Origin of the sequence: Sphingomonas phyllosphaerae (assembly GCF_036946485.1) — a bacterium.
GTDB classification, from domain to species: Bacteria; Pseudomonadota; Alphaproteobacteria; order Sphingomonadales; family Sphingomonadaceae; genus Sphingomonas; species Sphingomonas phyllosphaerae_E.
This window is the reverse complement of the sequence record NZ_JAQIJA010000001.1, coordinates 620,238-637,512: the sequence shown is the minus strand read 5'-3', so window position 1 is coordinate 637,512 and position 17,275 is coordinate 620,238. Positions and strand designations below refer to the sequence as shown.

Annotated in this window: 15 protein-coding genes; 9 read left to right on the top strand and 6 right to left on the bottom strand. The window is 68.1% G+C overall.

Features of this window, described 5'->3' with window-relative positions; genetic code table 11:
• Positions 1–31: 31 nt before the first annotated feature.
• A complete protein-coding gene (locus PGN16_RS02860) occupies positions 32–940 on the bottom strand; it encodes a CsgG/HfaB family protein (RefSeq protein ID WP_443019580.1) in 909 nt (302 codons plus the stop codon).
• Positions 941–1,200: 260 nt separating this feature from the next.
• Between PGN16_RS02860 and lepA the strand changes: the two genes are divergently transcribed.
• Complete coding sequence (lepA, locus tag PGN16_RS02855) at positions 1,201–3,012, top strand: translation elongation factor 4 (RefSeq protein ID WP_335307893.1); 1,812 nt, start codon at positions 1,201–1,203, stop codon at positions 3,010–3,012.
• Between the two features lie 206 nt (positions 3,013–3,218).
• Here lepA and PGN16_RS02850 read toward each other — a convergent pair whose 3' ends face one another.
• Positions 3,219–4,229, bottom strand: coding sequence for a polyprenyl synthetase family protein (locus PGN16_RS02850; RefSeq protein ID WP_335307892.1), 1,011 nt, complete (start codon positions 4,227–4,229; stop codon positions 3,219–3,221).
• Between the two features lie 82 nt (positions 4,230–4,311).
• Between PGN16_RS02850 and PGN16_RS02845 the strand changes: the two genes are divergently transcribed.
• A complete protein-coding gene (locus PGN16_RS02845; RefSeq protein WP_335307891.1) occupies positions 4,312–4,593 on the top strand; it encodes a chorismate mutase in 282 nt (93 codons plus the stop codon).
• Positions 4,594–4,597: 4 nt separating this feature from the next.
• Here the strand turns inward: PGN16_RS02845 and PGN16_RS02840 are convergent, their stop codons facing one another.
• Positions 4,598–5,125 (bottom strand): GAF domain-containing protein, encoded by a 528-nt coding sequence (locus PGN16_RS02840; protein ID WP_335307890.1) that lies wholly within the window; start codon positions 5,123–5,125, stop codon positions 4,598–4,600.
• Between the two features lie 83 nt (positions 5,126–5,208).
• On the bottom strand, positions 5,209–5,964 hold the full coding sequence (locus PGN16_RS02835) for a dienelactone hydrolase family protein (protein WP_335307889.1): 756 nt from the start codon (positions 5,962–5,964) through the stop codon (positions 5,209–5,211).
• Between the two features lie 74 nt (positions 5,965–6,038).
• Between PGN16_RS02835 and PGN16_RS02830 the strand changes: the two genes are divergently transcribed.
• Positions 6,039–6,494, top strand: a complete 456-nt coding sequence (locus PGN16_RS02830; protein ID WP_335307888.1) for a GNAT family N-acetyltransferase — start codon at positions 6,039–6,041, stop codon at positions 6,492–6,494.
• Between the two features lie 13 nt (positions 6,495–6,507).
• Positions 6,508–7,194, top strand: coding sequence for a 2,3-diphosphoglycerate-dependent phosphoglycerate mutase (gene gpmA, locus PGN16_RS02825; RefSeq protein WP_335307887.1), 687 nt, complete (start codon positions 6,508–6,510; stop codon positions 7,192–7,194).
• Between the two features lie 219 nt (positions 7,195–7,413).
• Here the strand turns inward: gpmA and glmM are convergent, their stop codons facing one another.
• Positions 7,414–8,751 carry a phosphoglucosamine mutase gene (gene glmM, locus PGN16_RS02820; protein ID WP_335307886.1) on the bottom strand — a complete coding sequence of 446 codons (1,338 nt, stop codon included), beginning with the start codon at positions 8,749–8,751 and terminating at the stop codon, positions 7,414–7,416.
• Positions 8,752–8,819: 68 nt separating this feature from the next.
• Between glmM and PGN16_RS02815 the strand changes: the two genes are divergently transcribed.
• Positions 8,820–10,049, top strand: coding sequence for a dicarboxylate/amino acid:cation symporter (locus PGN16_RS02815; RefSeq protein WP_335307885.1), 1,230 nt, complete (start codon positions 8,820–8,822; stop codon positions 10,047–10,049).
• Here PGN16_RS02815 and rarD read toward each other — a convergent pair.
• Positions 10,039–10,905: an EamA family transporter RarD gene (gene rarD / locus PGN16_RS02810; RefSeq protein WP_335307884.1), complete on the bottom strand. Its 867-nt coding sequence runs from the start codon at positions 10,903–10,905 to the stop codon at positions 10,039–10,041. The genes PGN16_RS02815 and rarD overlap by 11 nt on opposite strands.
• Positions 10,906–11,019: 114 nt before the next feature.
• Here rarD and recF point away from each other — a divergent pair, with 114 nt between their 5' ends.
• The 4 genes from recF to gyrB all read left to right on the top strand — a co-directional run bounded on the left by recF (position 11,020) and on the right by gyrB (position 17,177).
• Positions 11,020–12,105 carry a DNA replication/repair protein RecF gene (gene recF, locus PGN16_RS02805; protein ID WP_335307883.1) on the top strand — a complete coding sequence of 362 codons (1,086 nt, stop codon included), beginning with the start codon at positions 11,020–11,022 and terminating at the stop codon, positions 12,103–12,105.
• A 103-nt stretch (positions 12,106–12,208) separates the two neighbouring features.
• Positions 12,209–13,405, top strand: a complete 1,197-nt coding sequence (locus PGN16_RS02800; protein WP_335307882.1) for an MFS transporter — start codon at positions 12,209–12,211, stop codon at positions 13,403–13,405.
• Positions 13,406–13,415: 10 nt separating this feature from the next.
• A complete protein-coding gene (locus PGN16_RS02795) occupies positions 13,416–14,642 on the top strand; it encodes an MFS transporter (RefSeq protein ID WP_335307881.1) in 1,227 nt (408 codons plus the stop codon).
• Positions 14,643–14,684: 42 nt separating this feature from the next.
• The gene (gene gyrB / locus PGN16_RS02790; RefSeq protein WP_335307880.1) at positions 14,685–17,177 is read left to right on the top strand and encodes a DNA topoisomerase (ATP-hydrolyzing) subunit B; all 2,493 of its coding nucleotides are present in this window, start codon (positions 14,685–14,687) and stop codon (positions 17,175–17,177) included.
• Positions 17,178–17,275 lie beyond the last annotated feature (98 nt).

Genomic DNA, 17,275 nt, shown 5'->3' with positions numbered 1-17,275 from the left:
CCCGTGCCGATGACGCGGGGGCCGCTTGCCGTCAGTGAATTTCGGGCGCGTTCGCCGAAACCTGTGACGGCGCCAGCTTGGTATTCAACACCCAGCCGACATTGTCGTTCTCGTCCGCGACCTCCCACCACAGGCCGTTCTTGTTGCCGGTCGGATAGACGATCGCGCCGACCGGCAGCGTGCGCAGCGTCGCGGCACTCGCCGCCGCCGAAGCGCGCAGCGCCACCGGCGCCTGTGCCGTGAAGGTCTTGGCCGGGGCCGCCTGCGCAGTGCCCGCATCGCCCGGCGTCACCAGCCCCAGCCCGGTCACCAGCTTGCTATACGCCTGAATGAAGCTGAGCGTCACGATCCGGCCGATCTCGGTATTGTCATAGCCGCCGCCCGCCGCACCCGCGACGGCGAAGAAGCCGCCGCCGCCCAGCGACAGGTTGTTCTTGGCGGCATAGCCTTCCTCGGTCGCCAGCGTCTCGGTGGTGCGGACGTTGGTCAACGACAGGACGGTATTGGCCTCCAGCTTCTTGCTCTTGATCCCGCCCAGCAGCCCGCCGACGCGACCACCCAGCAGACCGCCGATCCCCCCGGCCACCCCGCTGCCGCTCACATTGTTGTTGGCGCCCTGAATTTCGGCGACCAACACGTAATCGGCTGCCTTGATCTGTCCCTGTCCGACGTTCGCGCCGCGTTGCAGCCCCAGATTGCCGCCGATCGCGCGCTCCTTCTCCGCGGCGTTCAGCCCGCTGCCGCGATCGACCAGGTTGAAGCAGCCCGAGCGCTGCACCAGCACCTTCAGCAGCTTCGACGGCGCCGCCAGGTTCCATGCGGTCCAATAGGAGGAATTGTCGCCGTCGACGATCGACAGCGTGCCCAGCTTGCGCGCGCAATGCGGGATGTCGGCGGCGGTCTTCTCCTGCAGCTTCTGCCCCGACGAGGCACCAGCCAGCTTCTGCGCTTGCGCAGGCCCGGTGACGAACAGGCTGGCCCCCGCCAGCAGCGCGACGAATGCACGACGTTCCACGTGTTTCCCCTCGATTACCGCGTCAGCCCCGCGACGCTCTTGCGACCACAACGGCCGGCAAATGTACGTTGCGGATGTGTCACGAAAAAGTCGAGAGGCGGCCCATATTGGCGGACGGGTTCGGCGCGGCGAAATCGCCCGCCCCCTATCGCTCGGGCGAAGGCTGCGCTAGGCGCGCGAGGATCATGACGACCCCGCTCAACAAGATCCGCAATTTCTCGATCATCGCGCATATCGACCATGGCAAGTCGACGCTCGCCGACCGCCTGATCCAGGCGACCGGCGGCCTGTCCGACCGTGAGATGAGCGAGCAGGTGCTCGACAATATGGAGATCGAGAAGGAGCGCGGGATCACCATCAAGGCGCAGACCGTGCGGCTGTCCTACAAGGCGCATGACGGTGAGACCTACACCCTCAACCTGATGGACACGCCCGGCCACGTCGACTTCGCCTATGAAGTGTCGCGTTCGCTGGCGGCGTGCGAGGGCGCGTTGCTGGTGGTGGACGCCGCGCAGGGCGTGGAGGCGCAGACGCTCGCCAACGTCTACCAGTCGATCGAGCACGATCACGAGATCGTGCCGGTCATCAACAAGATCGACCTGCCCGCCGCCGAACCCGAAAAGGTCCGGACAGAGATCGAGGACGTGATCGGCATCGACGCCTCCGACGCGGTGCTCGCCAGCGCCAAGTCGGGAATCGGCATTCCGGACATTCTGGAAGCGATCGTGCAGAAGATTCCGGCACCGAAGGGCGATGCCGATGCACCGCTCAAGGCGATGCTCGTCGATTCGTGGTACGATCCGTATCTGGGCGTGATGATTCTGGTCCGGGTGGTGGACGGAACGCTCCGCAAGGGGCAGCAAGTCACCTTCATGCAGGCCGGAACGACGCACCTGATCGATCGCGTCGGCTGTTTCCGCCCCAAGATCGAGCAACTGACCGACCTCGGACCGGGCGAAATCGGCTTCATCACCGCGCAGATCAAGGACGTGGCGCAGGCCCGCGTCGGCGACACGCTGACCGACGCCAAGAAGCCCGCCGCCGAGGCGCTGCCGGGGTTCAAGGAAGTCCAGCCGGTCGTATTCTGCGGGCTTTTCCCGGTCGATGCCAACGACTTCGAGAAGCTGCGTGAGAGCATTTCGAAGCTGCGGCTCAATGATGCGTCGTTCAGTTTCGAGATGGAAACCTCGGCCGCGCTCGGCTTCGGCTTCCGCTGCGGCTTCCTCGGGCTGCTGCATCTGGAGATCATCCAGGAGCGGCTGACCCGCGAATACGACCTCGACCTCATCACCACCGCGCCGAGCGTCGTCTATCAGATCGAACTGACGCACGGCGGCGGCCAGATCGACCTGCACAATCCCGCCGACATGCCCGATCCCAACAAGATCGAGTCGATCAGCGAGCCGTGGATCGAGGCGGTGATCTACGTCCCCGACGAATATCTCGGCAGCATCCTGAAACTGTGTCAGGACCGCCGCGGTATCCAGAAGAATCTGACCTACGTAGGCGGACGTGCTCAGGCGACGTATGAACTGCCGCTCAACGAAGTCGTGTTCGACTTCTACGACCGGCTCAAGTCGCTATCGAAGGGCTATGCCAGCTTCGACTATCACCAGATCGGCTATCGCGAGGGCGATCTCGTCAAGATGAGCATCCTCGTCAACGAGGAGCCGGTCGACGCGCTGTCGATGATCGTCCACCGCGGCACCGCCGAGACGCGCGGGCGCGGGATGTGCGAGCGGCTCAAGGAACTGATCCCGCGCCACCTGTTCAAGATCCCGATCCAGGCGGCGATCGGCGGCAAGGTGATCGCGCGCGAGACGATCAGCGCGATGCGCAAGGACGTTACCGCCAAATGCTACGGCGGCGACGCAACACGTAAGCGCAAGCTGCTGGAGAAGCAGAAGAAGGGCAAGGCGAAGATGCGCGAATACGGCAGCGTCAGCATCCCGCAGGAAGCCTTCATCGCCGCGCTGCGCATGGGCGACGAAAACTGAGCCATCCACCGTCGCCCCGGACTTGATCCGGGGCCCCGCTTTTTCTTCGCCCGCGTCGCCAAGAAGCGGGATCCCGGATCAAGTCCGGGATGACGATGCGGCACGCCCCCCCCCCGTCATTGCGAGCGTAGCGAAGCAATCCAGAGCCGGATCAAGACGCGCTGGATTGCTTCGCTACACTCGCAATGACGACAAACCGGCCAGTATCAATACGCCCGCGCCACCGCGAACTCGACCGCCTCGACCATCGCCTCCTTGATCGCGCTGTCGGCGAAGATCGCCAGCGACTCGATCGCGCGCTGCCCATAATGCCGCGCCCGCGCCAGCGTATCGTCGACCGCACGGGTGCGGCGGACCAGATCGATCGAATGCGCGAAATCGGCATCGCTCGCCCGCCGTCCCTCGACCGCGTCGCGCCAGAAGGTGCGGTCCTCGTCGCCACCTCGCGCATAGGCGAGGATGACGGGCAGCGTCATCTTGCCTTCGCGGAAATCGTCGCCGGCATCCTTGCCCATCGTCCCGGCATCGCTGGTATAGTCGATCGCATCGTCGACCAGCTGGAACGCGATGCCGAGATTACGGCCGTAAGAGTCGAGCGCCTGCTCCTCCACCGCCGGCCGTTCGGCGACCACCGCCGCGATCCGGCACGCGGCGGCGAACAGCGCCGCGGTCTTCGCATGGATGATGTCGAGGTAACGTTCCTCGGGCAGGTCGACGCGCCGCGCCGCGGTCAACTGGTTGACCTCGCCCTCCGCGATCACCGCCGAGGCGTTCGAGAGAATTTCGAGCGCCCGCATGTTCCCGCCCGCCACCATCAGCTCGAACGAGCGCGAGAACAGGAAATCGCCGACCAGCACGCTGGCGGGATTGCCCCAGATGATATTGGCGGTGCGCTTGCCCCGGCGCAGGTCCGAGCCATCGACGACATCGTCGTGGAGCAGCGTCGCGGTGTGGATGAACTCCACCGCGGCGGCGAGGAGGTGGTGCCGGTCACCGCCATAGCCGACCAGCTGCGCGCCCGCGAGCGTCAGCATCGGGCGCATCCTTTTGCCCCCGCCCGCGATCAGATGCCCGGCCAGCTCCGGGATCAAGGGAATCTCCGATCGCATCCGCTCGACGATCACGGCATTGACGTGATCCATGTCGGCGGCGACCAGCCCGATCATCGGATCGAGCGAGGGCGTGTGCCCGGGAAGTCGGTGCAAGGTAGCGCTCATCTGTTCCTGCCCTTAGGGGGAGGCACGCGCGCAACGCAAGCGCGGGCTGCATGACCATTATCGCTTTGACGGGGAAGCCGTGGTGACCGACGACGTTCTGAAGGGCTATCGCAAGAGCATCGACAATATCGACGCGGCGCTGGTGTGCCTGCTCGCCGAGCGGTTCAAGATCACACAGGCGGTCGGCACCTACAAGGCGCAGACTGGGCTGCCCGCCGCCGATCCCGGCCGCGAGGAGGCGCAGATCGCGCGGCTGCGCCAGTTGAGCGAGGACGCCGAACTGGACCCGGAATTCTCCGAAAAATTCCTGCGCTTCATCATCGACGAGGTCATCCGCCACCACCGCGCCGCGGCGGCGGGCTGATTCGTCAGCGCGCCAGCGGCGCGTCGCGGCGCGCCGTCAGTCGCGCAATCACCGCATCGGCCATCTGCTTCAGGTGCATCTGCTCATACGCCCCGAAATCGCTGCGCGGGGTACGATCGAACACGCAGAAGGTGCCGATCGGAAAATGGTCGGAATCGACCAAGGGCGCGCCGGCATAAAATCGCACTTGCCCGCCGTCGATCAGCACCGGATTGTCCGCAAAGCGCGGGTCCGCGCGCGCATCCTCGACGCAAAACACCGCGCGCGGCGTGATGATCGCATGTCCGCACAACGACATGCGGCGGCTGTACGTACGCGAGCTGACGCCGCTGACCGCGATCAGATATTGCCAGTCGCGCGACAGGATCGACACCGCCGCCATGCCGGTGCCCAGCTTCTCCCGCGCCTGCCCCACCAAGTCCACCAACACGGCGTCGTCACGCGCGTCCAGCGCGCCGGACGCGATCACCGCGCGTTCGCGTGCCGCTTCGTCATTGGGCGTGGGCGCCGGCGCATAGATCGTGATACTCATAGCCGCCGACGTCCCCGAGCCTTCGTTTCGGTCTTGAAACGACGTCTGTGATTGCGTCTCACTCGTCGTTTGAGACAATGCAGCTACAATATTATAGTGTCGGCAGCAACGATCGGCTTGTTTTCCAAGACGTTTTGTAAGAATTGACGCATAGTTTGCCAGCTACGCGCGTCCGCCTTCGCGTTATATCCGAAACCGACGTGGCCGGCCGGCATGTTGGCATCGGTGAAGGCGTGACCGGCATGGCCGTAGGCGTGGATCTGCCAGTCGGCGCGCGCGGCGGTAAGTTCCTCGCCCAGTGCGACCACCGCCGATGGCGGCCCCAGCGGATCGTCCCAGCCGTGGCAGATCAGCAGCGACGCGGTGATCGGCGTGACCGTCTCCCAGTCCGGCCGATCGTAGACGCCGTGGAAGCTCACCCCGCCCCGGATCGGCAACCCGGCCCGCGCCATATCGAGCACGCATTTGCCGCCGAAGCAGAAGCCGATCGCCGCGACGTTCCCGGCATCCACCTCGGGCTGCGCCGTCAACGCCTCCAGCGACGCGCGCAACCGCTCGCGCAGCAGCGCCCGGTCGGCGTTGAGTTCGTCCATGTAGCGGCTGGCGCCCTCGCCGCGCTGCGTGCGCTTGCCCTGTCCGAACAGGTCGCAAGCGAAGGCGGCGTAGCCGAGCGCCGCCAGCGCCTCCGCCTTCAGGTTGTCCGATTCCTTTTGCCCCAGCACGTTGGGGATCACCAGCACCCCCGGCCGTGCATCGTGCTGCGCATCGTCCCAGGCGAAGACGCCCTCGAACGGCCCACCCGGCCCGTCGTGGACGACAGTGCGGCGGCGGATCGTCATGGGCGCGCTCTCCTGTTGTGTCGGTCGTGCCTTTCGCTAGATCGGAGCCATTCGGCGGACAAGCAGCGGGGCGCATGATGCAGATCAGGAAGGACGATCCCGCCGCCCCGCATGTCGCCGCACTGCTGGCGCATCATCTCGCGGAGTTGCGCGGCCATATGGCGGAATTCGCCTTCGCGCTCGACGCGACGGGCCTGTCGGCGCCCGAGGTGACCTTCTGGACCGGATGGCGCGAGGAATCGCTGGTCGGGTTCGTCGCGCTCAAGCAGCTTGATCCGCGCCACGGCGAGGTCAAATCGATGCGCGCCGCGCCCGAGGCACGCGGCACCGGCGTCGGCCGCGCGTTGCTGACGCACGTCATCACGACGGCACGCGCGCGCGGCTATGATCGGCTCAGCCTGGAAACCGGCACGGCCGAACTACACCGGCCGGCGGTCACTCTTTACCGCAGCGCCGGCTTCACCTCTTGTGACCCTTTCGGCGACTACGAACCCAGCCCGCACAACCAGTTCCTGACCCTGATCCTCTAACGGGAGAACCCGATTGCCGACGCTCGTCCTCATCCGCCACGGCCAGTCCGCCTGGAACCTCGAGAATCGCTTCACCGGCTGGTGGGACGTCGACGTCACCGAAAAGGGTGCGGCCGAGGCGCGCGCCGCGGGTGAGCTGATGGCGGCCAAGGGGCTGGATTTCGACCAGACCTTCACCTCGCTCCAGACCCGCGCGATCAAGACGCTCAACCTCGCGCTCGAGGCGATGGGGCGGCTGTGGCTGCCGGTCGAGAAGGACTGGCGGCTCAACGAGCGGCACTACGGCGGGCTGACCGGGCTCGACAAGGCCGAGACGGCGGCGAAGCACGGCGACGAGCAGGTCCACATCTGGCGCCGCAGCTTCGACGTGCCCCCGCCCCCGATCGAGCCGGGCAGCGAGTTCGACCTGTCGGCCGACCGCCGCTACGCCGGGATCGACGTTCCCGCGACCGAGAGCCTGAAGGACACGATCGCGCGCGTCCTGCCCTATTGGGAAGGGCGCATCGCGCCTGCGCTCAAGGACGGGCGGCGCGTGCTGATCTCGGCGCACGGCAATTCGCTCCGCGCGCTGGTCAAGCATCTGTCGGGGATTTCCGACGACGAGATCACCGGGCTGGAGATCCCGACCGGCCAGCCGATCGTGTACGAACTCGACGACGCGCTCAACGCGACCGACCGTTATTACCTCAACGAACGATAATCACACCGTCACCCCGGACTTGATCCGGGACCCCCGCTTCTTATCGCAACCGTCGTAAGAAGCGGGACCCCGGGTCAAGCCCGGGCTGACGAATATACCCGTTCCCCGGCGAAGGGCGGGTCCCAGCCGGGAAGGCCGTCGCAACGCCGCGCCGCGCTTCGTCACCAACGCCCCGCAACTGGCCCCCGGCCCTCGCCGGGGAACAGGCGGGGATAATCCTCACACCGCTGCGCGCACCGCGTTGCAGATGCGGTCCACCACCTGCTCCACCTGCGCCGGATCGTCGCCCTCGGCCATCACGCGGATCACCGGCTCGGTCCCCGACGGGCGGATCACCAGCCGCCCGCGTCCCGCCAACGCCGCCTCGGCGTCGGCGATCACCGCCTTCACCGTGTCGGTTTCCAACGGCTTGCCGCCCGAGAACCGCACGTTCTTCAGCAACTGCGGCAATGGTTCGAACCGATGCAGCACCTCGCTCGCCGGTGCGCCCGCGCGGCAGATCTCCGCCAGCACCTGCAACGCCGCGACCAGCCCGTCGCCGGTCGTCGCATAGTCGCTGAGGATGATATGCCCCGACTGCTCGCCGCCGACATTGTAGCCGCGGCGGCGCATCGCCTCCAGCACGTGCCGGTCGCCGACCGCGGTGCGGATCAGCCCCAGCCCCTGCGCCTTCAGGTGCCGCTCCAGCCCGAGGTTCGACATCACCGTCGCCACCAGACCGCCACCGGCCAGCCGCCCGGCGCGCGCCCAACCGGCGGCGATCGTCGCCATCAACTGGTCGCCGTCGATCACCCGGCCCTTTTCGTCGACCACAATCAGCCGGTCCGCGTCGCCGTCCAATGCGATGCCGATGTCGGCGTTATGCTCGATGACCGCTGCCGACAGCGCCTCCGGGTGGGTCGAGCCGATCTTGTCGTTGATGTTCAGGCCGTTCGGCTGCACCCCGATCTGGATCAGGTCCGCGCCCAACTCCCACAGCGCCTCGGGCGCGACCTGATAGGCGGCGCCGTTCGCGCAATCGACCACCACCTTCATCCCGTCGAGCCGCAGGTCGTTGGGGAAGGTGGATTTGGCGAAGTGAATGTAGCGGCCGCGCGCGTCGTCGATCCGCTTGGCGCGGCCGATCTCGCCGGCCGGCGCCAGCGCGACCTCGCCGTCGATCGCGGCCTCGATCGCCAGTTCGTCCTCATCCGACAATTTGTAGCCATCCGGCCCGAACAGCTTGATCCCATTGTCGAAAAACGGATTGTGGCTGGCGGAGATCATCACGCCCATATCGGCGCGCATCGATTTGGTCAGCATCGCCACCGCCGGAGTCGGCATCGGGCCGACCAGCGTCACGTCCATCCCAACGCTGGTGAACCCGGCCTGCAGCGCGCTCTCCAGCATATAGCCCGACAGCCGCGTGTCCTTGCCGATCACGACGCGATGGCGATGCTGCCCGCGCAGGAAGTGTCGCCCGGCCGCCATGCCGACCTTCATCGCCATTTCCGCGGTCATCGCGCCCGCGTTGGTCAGGCCGCGAATGCCGTCGGTGCCGAAATATTTCCTTGCCATCGTGCCTTCCGTTCGCTTGGCCCAGACAAGTCCCATAATCGCGGACGAGCAAAAGGCGAAGACACCGCATGTCGCAAGCAACCCGTATCCTGCTGTCGCTCCTGCTCGGGCTGGCGGGTGGCGTCGCACTCGCGCATTTCGCGCGCGACGCCGTTCCCGGCACGATCGCGATCGCGGAACCGGTCGGGGCGGCGTGGTTGCACGGGCTGCAGATGACGATCGTCCCGCTCGTCGTGTCGCTGCTCGTCACCGGAGTCGCCTCGACCGCCGAGGCCGCGCGCGCCGGGCGGCTCGCCGGGCGGGCGATCGCGCTCTACGTCACCTTCCTGTTCCTGTCGGCGACGATCGCCGCCATCGCCACGCCGCTGATCCTCGCCATTGCCCCGCTCCCCGCCGCCTCGGCGCAGGCGTTGCGGGCCGCGCTGGTCGGCGCAGGCAAGGTGCCCGCGGTGCCGCCGCTCGGCGAATTCTTCGCCGGCATCGTCCCCACCAACATCGTCAGCGCCGCCGCGAACGACGCCTTCCTCTCGCTCATCATCTTCACGCTCGTCTTCGCCTTTGCGATCGCGCGGATCGACCCCGAGGGGCGCGCGCTTCTGGTTCGGTTCTTCACGGCGCTCCGCGACACGATGCTGGTGGTGATCGACTGGGTGTTATGGATCGCGCCGCTCGGTGTGTTCGCGCTGGCATTGGTGGTCGGCGCGCGCGCGGGCTCCGGCGCGTTCGGCGCGCTCGCACACTACATTCTGGTCGTGGTCAGCGTCGGGGTGATCGTCACCTTGCTCGCCTACCCGGTCGCCTGGGCGGGCGCGCGGCTCAACCTTGCGGATTTCGCGCGCGCCGCACTGCCGTCACAGGCGGTCGCGATCAGCACGCAATCCTCGCTCGCCTCGGTGCCGGCGATGCTGGAGGGCGCGCGCAGGCTGGGCGTACCGGTACGCACCGCCGGCGTGACGCTGCCGCTGGCGGTGGCGATCTTCCGCACCACCGGCCCGGCGATGAACCTTGCGGTGGCGATCTATGTCGCGACGTGGTTCGGCGTCTCGCTCTCGCCGACGACGCTGGCGATCGGCGTGGTGGTGGCGACGCTGACCTCACTCGGTTCTGTCAGCCTGCCCGGCACGGTCAGCTATGTCAGCGCGATCGCGCCGATCGCGGGCACGATCGGCGCCCCGATCGCGCCGCTCGGCTTGCTGGTCGCGGTCGAGACGATCCCCGACATCATCCGCACCGTCGGCAACGTCACCATGGACCTCGCGACCACCGCCTGGCTGGGCCGGCGCGAACCTAGGGAATAGCGCGCCGCGGCCGGCTGCCGAAGGCATAGAGCGCGCACCCGCTCCAGATCAGCGCGAAGGTGACGATATGCACCCCGCGCAGCGGCTCATGGAACACCAGCACCGCCAGCAGGAATTGCAGCGTCGGCGCAAGATATTGCAGCAGCCCCAGCGTCGAATAGCGCAGCCGGCGCGCAGCGGCGGCGAACATCAGCAGCGGCGCGGCGGTCACCGCCCCCGCCAGCACCAGCAACAGGTCGGTGGTTCCACGCCCGAACACCGGCTCAGGGCTGAGCCACAGCACCGCCAGCGCCGGCCAGACCAGCAGCGCCGTCTCGACGGTCAGCCCGCCCAGCGCATCGATCGCCGCCACCTTGCGGATCAGCCCGTAGACGCCGAAGCTGAACGCGAGCGTCAGCGAGATCCACAACGCCCCGCCCCCCGCGATCGCCAGCACCGCGACGCCGAGCGCCGCCACCGCGACCGCCGCCCTCTGGACCGCGCCGATCCGCTCGCCGAGCACGATCATCCCCAGCGCGACGTTGAGCAGCGGGTTGATGAAATAGCCGAGGCTCGCCTCCAGCACATGCCCGCTCTGCACCGCGAAGATATAAACCAGCCAGTTGACCGCGATCAGCGCCGCCGACGCGCACAGCAGCAACAGCGTCCGCCCCCGCGCCGCCGCCACGATCGCCCGACCACGCCGCATGACCAGCACGATTGCCGCAAGCAGCAGCAACGACCACACGACGCGATGCGCCAGCACCTGCAACGCCGGCACGCCGGTCAGCAGGTGCAGATAGAGCGGGAGCAGTCCCCATGAAACGTAGGCGCCGACGCCGAAGAGCAGGCCGGAACGATGCGAGGTGGCGGTCATCCCCGCCCCGTCGCGCGAGACGCGCCGCGATGCAAGGCCGCGCCGACCCATCGCGCCCGCACGCAACAAACAGTCGCCCTGCCCGCGCTTTGGCCGTACCAGCGTCGGGCCATCATGCTGTCCCGCCTCGTCCTCACCGATGTCCGCAACCACGAAGCGCTGTCGATCGCACCCGATGGCGCGCCCGGCTTCGTCGTGCTGTACGGGCCGAACGGCGCGGGCAAGACCAACGTGCTGGAGGCGGTGTCGCTGCTCGCGCCCGGTCGCGGGCTGCGCCGCGCCGCTTTGTCGGAGGTCGCGCGCAGCGACGGGCCGGGCGGGTTCGGGGTCGCGGCGACGCTCGACGATGGCGTCACGCTCGCGACGGGCGCGCTGGCCGCCGCGCCCGAACGGCGGGTGGTGCGCATCAACGGCGCCGCCGCCCCCGCGACCGCGCTCGCGGAACGAGTGGCGGTGTTGTGGCTTACCCCGGCGATGGACCGGCTGTTCACCGAGGCGGCGGGCGGGCGACGGCGCTTCCTCGACCGGCTGACGTTGGCGATCGAGCCCGGCCATGCCCGTGACGGTGCCCGCTACGAGGCGGCGATGCGCGACCGCAACCGCTTGCTCGCCGATCCGCTCCCCGACCCCGACTGGCTGGCGGCGCTGGAGGCGCAGATGGCACAGCACGGTGCCGCGCTCGACGCCGCGCGCCGCCGCACCGTCATCGCGCTCGACACGGCGCTCGCCGCCCAGCCCGCAGGCGAGATCGCGCGCGCCCGGATCGCGCTCGATGGCTGGAGCGGCAATGCCGGAGCATTGGCCGAGGCACTACGCTCAGGCCGCGCGCGCGACGCCGCTGCCGGGCGCACGCTGGTCGGCCCGCACCGCGCCGACCTGATCGTCACCCATGTCGACAAGGCGCGCCCCGCCGCCACCGCCTCGACCGGCGAGCAGAAGGCGCTGCTGCTCGGCATCGTCCTCGCCCATGCCGAGTTGGTCGCGCGGCTCACGGCGCGCGCGCCGGTGCTGTTGCTGGACGAGGTGGCGGCGCATCTCGATCCGGTCCGCCGCGCGGCGTTGTTCGCGCGCCTCGCGCCGCTCGGTCAGGTGTGGATGACCGGCACCGAGCGCGCGCTGTTCGACGGCATCGACGCCGCCACCTGGGTTGCGCTGCACGATGTCGTTACGCCCACAACCATTTTGCCTTCGCCGCGTTGAGCGCTGAAAAGCCGCTCCTCTTCTGGGATATATTCCGCTGACCGATATCGCCGCTCCTGCCGAAGCCCCGCGCACGCTGACCGAATGGCGGCACGGCTGGCCGGTGGTGGTCGCGGCGATGCTGGGGGCGGGGTTCGGGCCGGGGCTGTACCAGAACCTCTCCAGCCTGTTCACACCGGGACTGGAGGCGACGTTCGGCTGGTCGCGCGGCGACATCGCCACGGCCGCCGGTCTGGCGCTGGGCGGCGCCATCGCCGCACCGCTGATCGGGCGCGCCGCCGACCGCTTCGGGGTGCGCCCGGTGATCGTCGCCTCGATGCTGCTGCTGGGTGCCGCCTATCTCTGGCTGGCCGCGATGGGGATGAACGGCGGTCGTGCGATCTGGCGCTATCAGTTGGGGGTCGTGCTGCTGGTGCTGGCGCTGCCGGGGACGAGCAGCCTTGCCTATGGCAAGCTGATCGCGGCGCGCTTCGTGCGCGGACGCGGCATGGCGCTGGCGCTTGGTACGTCGGGGCTCGCACTGGCGACGATCGTCGCCGCACCGGCGCTGGGCGCCACCATCGCCAACTTCGGCTGGCGCGCGGGGTTCGTCGCGCTGGCGGCCGGCTCCGCGCTGCTCGCGCTGCCGCTCATCCTGCTCAGCCTGCGCGCCGAGGCACTGCCCGCCGTGCGTGCCGCCGCGCGCGCCAACCTGCCAGGCACCAGCGCCGCGGTGGCGCGGCGCGACCGGCGCTTCTGGATCATGGTCGCCTCTGCGTGGCTCATCAATGCCGCCACGACCGGCTTCGTGACGCAACTCGTGCCGATCGGGCTCGAACTCGGGCTGCGCCCGGCGCAGGCGGCGCTGCTGCTCACCAGCTTCGCCTCCAGCGCGATCGCCGGCCGGTTGCTGGTCGGCTGGCTGGTAGACCGCCTGCGACCGCAGCCGGTCGCGGCGGCCTTCGCGATCCTCTCCGCCGCCGCCTTCGTCGCGTTGGCGTTCGCGCCCTCGGGGTTGGCGCTGCTGCTGGTGCTCGTCTTCCTCGCCGGGCTGATGAACGGCGCGGAAAACGATCTGCTGCCGTTCTTCGCCGCACGGCTGTTCGGCTTGCGCGCCTATGCCGAAATCTATGGCACTGCGATGCCGATCGCCTTGTCGGGCACCGCGGTCGGCATCATCGGCTTCGGGCGGCTTCACGATCTGACCGGTGGCTATACCGGCGCGCTGACGCTCGGCTGTGGCGCCTTGTTGCTGGCGGCGCTGTGCTTCCTGATCCTTCCGGACCGTGCGGGGGATGACGGGAACCGCGCCGCAAGCTAGCGCCAGAGCAATGCACGGCACCGCTCCGAATCGTCACGAATGGCGCACCGGCTGGCCAATCGTGCTCGGGGCGGTCGTCGGCAGCGGCGCAGGGCCGGCGCTCTTTCAGAATCTGTCGAGCATGTTCGTGCCCGGCATGACCGCGGAGCTGGGCTGGAGCCGCAGCGCACTCGCCACCGCCAGCGGATTGGGGTTCGCGGGCAGCTTCGCGGTGCCGCTGCTCGGCCGCATCGTCGATCGCATCGGCGTGCGCCCGATGATCGCCGGCTGTATGCTCGCGCTCGCCGCCGCCTATCTCGGCATGGCGGCGATGCCGGGGCGGCTCTGGCATTATTACCTTCTGGTGCTGGTGCTGGCGATGACCGTGCCGGGCACCAGTGCGCTGGCCTATGGAAAGCTGATCGCGGCACGCTTCGTCGAACATCGCGGACTGGCGCTGGGCATCGCCACCTCCGGCCTGCCGCTCACCACCTTGCTGCTGCCGATCGTGCTGGCGCAGGTGATCGACGGCTTCGGCTGGCGCGGCGGTTTCGTGGCATTGGCGATCTATTCGGCGATGATCGCGTTGCCGGTCGCGCTGATCGCGATCCGCGGCATCGCCCCCGTCGATCGTCCCGCCGCCGACGTGACGGCGTCGTCGCGTCCGATCGATGGCGTCACCGCGACGGCGGCACGCCGCGATCCGCGGCTCTGGCGGCTGGGTCTGACCGGCTTCTTCGTCAACCTGGGAACGATCGGCTTCGTCACGCAACTGGTGCCGTTCGGGATCGACCGCGGCCTGACCCCGGCGGAGGCGGCGCTGCTGCTCACCGCCTTCGGCGCATCGCAGGTCGCGGCGCGGATTACCTTCGGCGCGCTGATCGACCGCTTCACCCCGCAGCGGATCGCCGCCACCGTCGCGATGATCTCCGCGCTCGGGTTCGCCTTCCTCCAGGTGGCGGATCTGTCGCTCGTCCCGCTATCGCTGGGCGTGTTCTGCGCGGGGCTGATGAACGGGGCCGAGAACGATCTCTTCCCCTTCTTCGCCGCCCGGCTATTCGGGCTGCGGGCGTATGGCGAGATCTACGGCACGCTGATCGTCGTCGCGCTGATCGGCAGCGGCGCGGGGATCATCGGCTTCGGCGCGCTCCACGACCTGACCGGTGGCGACGCCGCCGGGCTGGCGGTGGCGAGCGCCGCGCTGGCGACCGCCGGGCTGCTCTTCGCGGGGCTGCGTGACCGCCCCGCGCACGGCTAGGTTTCGCTTTCGCTACACCGTCCGGCTGCCTATATGATCGCCATGGCAGAACCTCAGAATACCAGCGAATACGGCGCCTCCTCCATCAAGGTGCTGAAGGGCCTCGACGCCGTCCGCAAGCGTCCGGGCATGTACATCGGCGACACCGACGACGGCTCGGGCCTCCACCACATGGTGTTCGAGGTGAGCGACAATGCGATCGACGAGGCGCTGGCCGGGCATTGCGACCGGATCGACATCACGCTGAACGCCGACGGATCGGTGTCGGTGACCGACAATGGCCGCGGCATCCCGACCGGCATCCACCCCGAGGAAGGCGTGTCGGCGGCCGAGGTCATCATGACCCAGCTCCATGCCGGCGGTAAGTTCGAGAACACCAGCGACGACAATGCCTATAAGGTGTCGGGCGGCCTGCACGGCGTCGGCGTCTCGGTAGTCAACGCGCTGTCCGAATTCCTCGACCTGACGATCTGGCGTGACGGCGAGGAGCATTACATGCGCTTCGCGCATGGCGACGCGGTCGCCCCGCTCAAGGTCGTCGGCCCGGCGAACGGCAAGAAGGGAACGCGGGTCACCTTCCTGCCCTCGCCCGAGACGTTCAAGATCACCGAGTTCGACTTCGAGAAGCTGGAGCATCGCTATCGCGAGCTGGCGTTCCTCAACTCCGGCGTCCGCCTGTTCCTCAACGACGCGCGCCACGAGGAACCAAAGTCGATCGAGCTGTTCTACGAGGGCGGGATCGCCGCGTTCGTGAAGTGGCTGGACCGCAACAAGCAGCCGTTGTTCCCCGATCCGATCTCGGTCGCGGGCACCCGCGATCACGTCACGATCGAGGTCGCGCTGGAGTGGAACGACAGCTATTACGAGAACGTCCTCGCGTTCACCAACAACATCCCGCAACGCGACGGCGGCACGCACATCGCGGCCTTCCGCGCCGCGCTGACCCGCACGCTCAACAATTACGCCGAGAAGTCGGGGCTCCTGAAGAAGGAGAAGGTCTCGCTGACCGGCGACGACATGCGCGAGGGGCTGACCGCGATCGTCTCGGTCAAGCTGCCCGACCCGAAGTTCAGCTCGCAGACCAAGGACAAGCTCGTCTCGTCGGAGGTGCGCCAGCCGCTCGAAAGCCTGATGGCCGACAAGATGGCCGAATGGCTGGAGGAAAACCCGCAGCACGCCCGCGCGATCGTCGGCAAGATCATCGACGCCGCCGCCGCGCGCGAGGCGGCGAAGCGCGCGCGCGAACTGACGCGGCGCAAGGGCGTCATGGACATCGCCAGCCTGCCCGGCAAGCTCGCCGACTGTCAGGAGCGCGATCCGGCCAAGTCCGAGCTGTTCCTCGTCGAGGGTGATTCGGCCGGCGGCTCGGCCAAGCAGGGCCGCGACCGGCACTTCCAGGCGATCCTTCCCTTGCGCGGCAAGATCCTCAACGTCGAGCGCGCGCGCTTCGACCGGATGCTCGGCTCGAAGGAGATCGGCACGCTCATTCAGGCGATGGGCACCGGGATCGGGCGCGACGACTTCAAGCTCGACAAATTGCGCTACCACAAGATCGTCATCATGACCGACGCCGACGTCGACGGCGCGCATATCCGCACCTTGCTGCTGACGTTCTTCTATCGCCAGATGCCCGAGATCATCGAGGCCGGGCACCTCTATATCGCGCAGCCGCCGCTCTATAAGGCGACCAAGGGCCGTTCGGAGGTGTACCTCAAGGACGATCACGCGCTCGACGATTATCTCGTCGACGCCGGACTGAACGCGATGGCGCTGGAGCGCGGCGACGAGAAGTTGACCGGTGTCCACCTGCGCCCGCTGGTCGAACATGCGCGGCGGATGCGGACGCTGATGCGCTACGTCCCACGTCGCTACGATCCGGTCATTATCGAGGGGCTGGCGCTGGGCGGCGCGCTTGATCCCGACGCCCCGCGCGACGCGCGCGCTGCGGCGGTGACCGAGGTCGTCCGGCGGCTCGATCAGGGCGACAGCGAGGCGACATGGAGCGCGCGCATCACCGAGGACGGCGGCATTCACTTCGAACGGCTGTGGCGCGGCGTGACCGATCACCACATCGTCGAGGCGGCGTTCCTCGGCTCGGCGGAGGCGCGCAAGCTCCACACGCTCGCCGCCGAACAGGCCGAGACCTTCGCGCACGCCGCGAAGCTGGTGCCGGTGAAGACCGCCGCGGTCGAGACGCCGGTCGATGCGGTCGCCACCGACGAGGAGGGCGAGGAAACCGTCTCGGTCGGTCGCGGCGAGTCGCTGGTGGCGCGCCCGTCGCAGCTGCTGGAGGCGATCCTCGCCTCGGGCCGCAAGGGACTGGCGATCCAGCGCTACAAGGGGCTGGGCGAGATGAACGCCGAACAGCTGTGGGAAACCACGCTCGACCCGTCGAATCGCTCGATGCTCAAGGTGGCGATCGAGCAGGCCGATATCGCGGACGAGATCTTCACGCGCCTGATGGGCGATGTCGTCGAACCGCGCCGCGAGTTCATCCAGGAGAACGCGCTGAGCGTCGCGAACCTCGACGTTTAAGGCGCTAAGCTTTCATCCGTCGCCCCGGACTTGATCCGGGGCCCCGCTTCGTGTCGGCAGCGAGAAGAAGAAGCGGGGTCCTGGGTCAAGCCCGGGAC